This window comes from Stenotrophomonas sp. 82F1, assembly GCF_056861525.1.
This window is the reverse complement of sequence record NZ_JBSPUD010000037.1, coordinates 20680-27287: the sequence shown is the minus strand read 5'-3', so window position 1 is coordinate 27287 and position 6608 is coordinate 20680. Positions and strand designations below refer to the sequence as shown.

Here is a 6608-nt window from a genome sequence, read left to right as displayed (position 1 = left end):
GGTCCGGTTGCGGGGGTGTCCGCGGCATGGATGCCGCGGCCAAGCCTACAGGGACGTATTCACGGCGTCCCCCGCAACCGGACCCACCCCGCCATCCCTCAGTAGCCCAGCTTTTGACGTTGACGTTGATTCTGCAGGTGCAGGGTGCAACCCTGCAAAACACCACCACCCTACGCCAGCGTCGGTTGTGCAATCGGCCCCTGCGCACTACGATCCTGCGGTTCGCGCGCACACGCGTGCCCGTATTCCTGCTGAGCGCCCCGTGCGCCGCATCTGCCAACCCGAGGTCTTCATGGTCATCAAACCGCGCGTCCGCGGCTTCATCTGCGTCACCACCCATCCGACCGGCTGCGACGCCGCCGTCAAGCAGCAGATCGACTACATCCGTGCGCGCCCGCCGATCCAGAACGGTCCCAAGCGCGTGCTGGTGATCGGCGCCTCGACCGGTTACGGCCTCGCCGCGCGCATCACCGCCGCCTTCGGCAGTGGCGCGGCAACCCTGGGTATCTTCTTCGAGCGCCCGGGCAGTGAAACCAAGCCGGGCACGGCGGGCTGGTACAACTCGGCGGCCTTCCACAAGTACGCCGACGAAGCGGGCCTGTATGCCAAGAGCATCAACGGCGATGCGTTCTCCGACGAGGTGAAGGCGAAGACCATCGAGATGATCAAGGCCGACCTCGGCCAGGTCGATCAGGTGGTCTACAGCCTTGCTGCGCCGCGCCGCAAGCATCCCAAGACCGGTGAAATCATCAGCTCCACGCTCAAGCCGATCGGCGAGCCGATCACCCTGCGTGGTCTGGATACCGACAAGGAAGTGCTGACCGAAACCCACCTGCAGCCGGCCACCCAGGAAGAAATCGCCGGTACCGTCGCAGTGATGGGCGGTGAGGACTGGCAGATGTGGATCGACGCGCTTGCCGATGCCGGCGTGCTGGCCAACGGCTGCACCACCACGGCCTTCACCTACGTGGGCGAAGAGATCACCCAGGCGATCTACTGGAATGGTTCCATCGGTGCCGCCAAGAAGGATCTGGACGACAAGGTGCTCGGCCTGCGCGAGAAGCTGGCCAAGATCGGCGGCGATGCGCGCGTGTCGGTGCTGAAGGCGGTGGTCACCCAGGCCAGCTCGGCCATTCCGACCATGCCGCTGTACCTGTCGCTGCTGTTCAAGGTGATGAAAGAGAAGGGCACCCACGAAGGCTGCATCGAGCAGCTCGACGTGCTGTACGACATCCTGTACGGCGCCAAGGCCGATGGCGTGGCGGTCGATCGTCTGCGCCATGACCTGGTCGACGGCGATGGCCACACCATCGCGCTGATCGATGAAGAAGGTCGCCTGCGCGCCGACTACAAGGAAATGGCGGCCGACGTGCAGGGCAAGGTGCTGGCGCTGTGGCCGCAGGTGACCAACGAGAACCTGTACGAGATCAGCGACCTGGCCGGCTACAAGGCCGATTTCCTGCGTCTGTTCGGTTTCGGTGTCGACGGCGTCGACTACGAAGCCGACGTCAACCCGGACGTGAAGATCGACAACCTGGTCGATCTGACCTGATTGAAAAGGCCGGCGCAAGCCGGCCTTCTTGATTATGTAGAGCCGAGCCATGCTCGGCTGCTCTTCGCTTGGACCCTGCAGCCGAGCATGGCTCGGCTCTACAGAGAGGTATCAACCGAACTCGAAGTTCATCGCCGGCGCTGCCGGACCGACGAAATCGCCCTGCACGTAGTCCACGCCGGCACTGAACAGCAGGGTCATCGAGTTGGCGTCGCTGACGAACTCGGCGATGGTACGGATGCCGGCTTCCTGCGCACGTGCGGTGATCTGGCTGACCCGGTCGATGTTTTCGCGGGTGGCGGCCAGGTCGCTGGTGAAGCCGCGATCGAGCTTGAGGAACTGCGGCTGGAAGTGGGCCAGCAGCTGGAACGAATCCAGGCCCGAGCCGAACTGCTCCAGACCGATCCGGCAGCCAAGCGGCGCCACTTCGGCCAGGAACTGCTGGGCGCTGCGCAGGTGGGTGAACACCTTCGACTCCGGCGCATGCAGCCACAGGCGTTCGCCCGGCACGCCGTGTGCCTGCAACTGCTGGCGCAGCGTGGCGATCATCTTCGGATCGTCGAACGATTCCGGCGTGACCTTCACCAGCATCTGCGTGGGATGACCCTCGCGCGCACGCGCGCCCAGTACCGTGATCGCCTGCGAGACGACCCAGCGGTTGATGTCCGCCAGCAGGCCGTGTTCTTCGGCGATGCCGAGGAAGGCGGTCGGGCTCAGCAGCTCTCCGTTGTGTTCCAGCCGCAGGTAGGCTTCATACAGCTCCAGCGACTCGCCCTGCAGGTTCAGCACCGGCTGGTAATGCAGCTGGAAGCCGTCGCCTGCCAATGCTTCGCGGATACGCGCGACCCAGCGCTGCACGCGCTCTTCCTCCACGCGATCGACGGCGGCCGGGTCGAAGATGCGGCAGGTATTGCCGAGCGCGGCAGCGGCCTGCGTACATTCACTGGCGCGCGCCAGTACCTGGCCGATGCTGGCGATCTTCTCGCCCACCTGCACCCCGCCAATGCTGACGGTCACCGTGGCCGAACGCGCACCAATGCTGAAGACGTGCGCGGCGTAGGCTTCGCGGATGCGCTCGGCCAGTGCCACGGTCTGCGCATAGGGGCCTGACTGCAGCACGGCGAAACTGTGTTCGCCGAAACGGGCCAGCTGCGCATCCTCGCCAACCACCTCGGCCAGCAGGGCGGCGAGGGCGCCGATCAGGGCGTCGGCCGAGGCCAGTCCAATGTCCGGGAGCAGGCGCGCGTAGTGGTCCGGTTCGACCATCAGCAGGCCGAACTGACCCTCGCTGCGCCCGGCCTGGGCAACCGCGTCCTCGACCTGCAGCATGAAGGTCGGGCGGTTGAGCAGGCCGGTGACCTGGTCGCGCTGGCGCAGGTCTTCAACCTCGCGCGCCAGCTCCGGGTCGAACTCCATGCGCCGGCGGAACACCACCTGCAGGCACGATTCGCCCTCGTAGGTGGCCGCGGTGAACTCCATCGTCGCCGGGAAGGCACTGCCGTCCTGGTGTCGGGCATCGAGCTGGTACTGCGGTGGTGGCGCTTCGCCGCGGCTGAGTGACTTCAGCAGCTGCTTGAAATCATCCACGTGCTGGGCGGCGACCATGTCCAGCAACGAGATGCCTTCGACTTCCTCGAAATCCTCGTAACCGAACATGTCCAGATAGGCATCATTGGCGCGGATGTGCATGCCTTCGTGAACATAGGCAATGGGTTCACGCGACGAGGCGATCAGCGCGTCGCAGCGACGCTCGGTCTCGCGCATCTGCGCTTCGATCCGGCGCAGGCCGCGGCGGGCCTGCAGGTCCACCCACTGGTCGCGGACCACTGCCAGCAGGTGTTCGGCGCGCTGGCGCAGGGCGAGGGCGCGAACGCCGTTGCTGCTGGCCTGTACCAGTTCGTCCTCGTCGATGCGCTCGGCCAGCAGCACCAGCGGGATGTCCTTGCCGCTGGCGGCGATGTGCTGGGCCACCAGGGGCAGCGGGATGCTCTGCGAGGGCGCGGCCAGCACCAGGTCGATCGCCTGGCTGGCCAGTACCTGCGACAGCTCGGCCGAGTCCTGCGGGCGCCATGGGCGCACGGCGATGCCGCTGTTGCGCAGGGTGCTGACGATGGCTTCGGCGTTCTCGCCGCTGTCATCGACGATCAGCAGGCGGATGGTGATGTCGTTCGCGTTCTGCATGCACTGCTCCCCAATCTGCAAATCTAGATACACGATGCGTGGCGGCGCGTCCATGCGCGCAACGCTTGCGTGCCTGGAACGGCGATGCGGTTCACACCACGCAGCCGGCCGCGTGCCCGCTGGCCCAGGCCCACTGGAAGTTGTAGCCGCCCAGCCAGCCGGTCACGTCCAGCACCTCGCCGACGAAATGCAGGCCGGGCACGCGCTTGGATTCCAGCGTCGACGAAGAGACTTCGTTGGTATCGACACCGCCCAGGGTGACTTCGGCGGTGCGGTAGCCCTCGGTGCCGCTGGCCACCAGCGGGAAGGCTGAAAGCACCTGTGCTGCCTTGCGCAGGTCCGGCTCGTCCAGCTGGCGCACCGGGCGGTCGGGCAGCCAGTGCTCGCACAGGCGCTGCGCCAGCCGCTTGGGCAGTACATCGCCCAGCACCGTACGCAGTTCCGCGGCGGGGCGTTCGCGCTTCATCTGGCGCAGCCATTCGGCGGCATCCTGGCCGGGCAGCAGATCCAGCGACAGCGCGTCACCGGGTTGCCAGAACGAGGAAATCTGCAGGATGGCCGGGCCACTGACGCCGCGATGGGTCAGCAGCATGAAGTTGCGGAAGCTGGTGCCGTTGCAGCTGGCCTCGACCGGCAGGGCGACGCCGCTGAGCTCGGCCAAGCGCTCCTGGTGGGTACCGCTGAGCGTCAACGGCACCAGGCCGGCGCGGGTGGGCAGCAGCTGGTGGCCGAACTGGCGCGCGATCTCGTAGCCGAACCCGGTTGCACCGAGGCTTGGAATGGACAGGCCGCCGGTGGCGACCACCAGTGAGGCGCAATGGAACAGGCCGTGCGTGGTCTGCACGCGGAAGCCGTCGGTGCCGTGCTCGATGCGTTCCACGCTGCACTGCGTGCGTATCTGCACGCCCGCCTGCTGGCATTCGTCCACCAGCATCTTCACGATCTGTTTGGACGAGACATCGCAGAACAGCTGGCCCAGCTCTTTTTCGTGATAGGCGATGCCGTGGCGCTCGACCATCTCGATGAAATGGTAGGGCGAGTAACGCGCCAGCGCCGACTTGCAGAAATGCGGATTGGCCGAGAGGAAGTTGGCCGGGGTGGTGCCGGTGTTGGTGAAGTTGCAGCGGCCACCACCGGACATCAGGATCTTCTTGCCGATCTTGTTGGCGTGGTCGATGACGTGCACATGCCGGCCTCGCTGGCCCGCCGTGATCGCGGTCATCAGCCCGGCTGCGCCGGCACCGATCACCAGCACGTCGCAGCGGATCGTGCTCATGCCTTGGCGCGCTTTCGCCAGTTGGGGATCACGTCCAGCTGCATCTGATCGTTGAGCAGCTGCACTTCGGCGTCCTGGATCAGCACGCTCCAGCGCATCGCACGCTGGATCTGCTGGCCCCACAGATCGACGAATCCGCCGTCCAGGTCGACCACCGACAGATTGTCGAAGCGGGTCAGGCCCTTGCTCTGCTTCTGCCACCAGATGTCCGACGCATTGCCGCCGTAGTTGACCACCTGCACCTGGCGGCTGCGGTTGCTGGCCTTGCGGATGCGCGACTCGTCCGGATGGCCGAGGTCGATCCACTGCAGGATGTCGCCGGTGTAGTCGTGTTCCCACAGGTCCGGCTCATCGTCGGTACTCAGGCCTCGGCCGAACTCCAGGCGGTCGCCAGCGTTCAGCGCGAAGGCGAGCAGGCGCACCATCAGGCGTTCGTCGGTTTCAGACGGATGCTGGGCCAGGGTCAGGTTGTGGGTCGCGTAGTAGCCGCGATCCATGTCGCTGATCTGCAGTTCGGCCTTGCGGATGGTGGCGGTGAGGGCCATGAAGATCCAGAGGGGTAAAGACCGTCAATGATAGAGGTTTGCCCCGGGGGTGTCCGGTATGGGGGTGTCGGCAGGCCGTGATCGGTGGCACGCTGGCCGCCCTGATGCTTCCGGCTTGCCCTGTCGTATGTCCCGTTCACGTCCGCGCCGCGTGCAGATCTTCGGCGCCCCGACCACGTCATGAGCACGCCCAGTCGGCTGCAGCTGCCGCCCGGCAACTGGGTTTCCCTGCTGGAAGGGCTGTGCGCGCGTTTCCCGCGCATCGACCGGTTGCAATGGGAGAGTCGCTTCGCGCGGGGGCGGGTGCAGGACGCGCAGGGCAGGGCGCTGGCGGCCGACATGCCGTGGCAGGTGGGGCTGGAGATCCGCTACTTCCGTGAAGTGGCCGACGAGCCGGTGATTCCCTTCGTGGAGACCATCCTGCATCACGACGCGCACCTGCTGGTGGCTGACAAGCCGCACTTCCTGCCGACCGCGCCTGCCGGTGCCTTTGTGCGCGAAACCCTGTTGGCGCGGTTGGTTGAACGCACCGGCAATACAGACTTGGTGCCGTTGCACCGGCTGGACCGGTTGACGGCTGGTCTGGTGCTGTTCTCCACCCAAGCGGAAACGCGCGACGCCTACCAGCGCCTGTTCCGTGAGCGCCGCATCGAGAAGACCTACGAGGCGCTGGCACCGGCTTTGCCCGATCTGCGGTTTCCGCTGGAACGGCACAGCCGGTTGCAGCCAGGGGAGCCGTTCTTCCGGATGGCTGAAGTTCCCGGCGAGCCGAATGCACGGACCCGTATCGAGCTCATCGAAGAGCACGGCCCGGTCTGGCGCTACCGGCTCGTGCCGGAATCCGGACGCAAGCATCAGCTGCGCGTCCATATGGCCGCACTGGGCGCGCCGATCCTGGGCGACGGGTTCTATCCGCAGCTGCAGGACCGGTCGCAGGGTGAGGGCGAGCCACCGCTGCAGCTGCTGGCGCAGGCACTGGCCTTCGACGATCCGTTGACCGGCCAGCGGCGCAGCTTCCGCAGTGCGCGCACCTTGAGTGTTTGCGGCTGACGCG

5 protein-coding genes are annotated in these 6608 nt (G+C 66.2%); 2 read left to right on the top strand and 3 right to left on the bottom strand.

The genetic code is table 11. The features are described from left to right. Positions 1–292 precede the first annotated feature (292 nt). Positions 293–1552, top strand: coding sequence for an enoyl-ACP reductase FabV (fabV, locus tag AC13GI_RS21340; RefSeq protein ID WP_482997285.1), 1260 nt, complete (start codon positions 293–295; stop codon positions 1550–1552). A 111-nt stretch (positions 1553–1663) separates the two neighbouring features. Here the strand turns inward: fabV and AC13GI_RS21335 are convergent, their stop codons facing one another. From AC13GI_RS21335 to AC13GI_RS21325, 3 genes are all read right to left on the bottom strand, one after another. Continuing rightward, a complete protein-coding gene (locus AC13GI_RS21335; RefSeq protein ID WP_482997284.1) occupies positions 1664–3733 on the bottom strand; it encodes an EAL domain-containing response regulator in 2070 nt (689 codons plus the stop codon). A gap of 91 nt (positions 3734–3824) precedes the next feature. Next, positions 3825–5009 (bottom strand): BaiN/RdsA family NAD(P)/FAD-dependent oxidoreductase, encoded by a 1185-nt coding sequence (locus tag AC13GI_RS21330; protein WP_380653128.1) that lies wholly within the window; start codon positions 5007–5009, stop codon positions 3825–3827. Beyond that, positions 5006–5554: a YaeQ family protein gene (locus tag AC13GI_RS21325; protein WP_099821239.1), complete on the bottom strand. Its 549-nt coding sequence runs from the start codon at positions 5552–5554 to the stop codon at positions 5006–5008. The genes AC13GI_RS21330 and AC13GI_RS21325 overlap by 4 nt, the downstream gene beginning before the upstream one ends. Before the next feature lie 180 nt (positions 5555–5734). On the opposite strand from AC13GI_RS21325, the gene AC13GI_RS21320 reads away from it, so the two are divergent. Then, positions 5735–6604, top strand: coding sequence for a pseudouridine synthase (locus tag AC13GI_RS21320; protein ID WP_482997283.1), 870 nt, complete (start codon positions 5735–5737; stop codon positions 6602–6604). Positions 6605–6608: the final 4 nt, after the last annotated feature.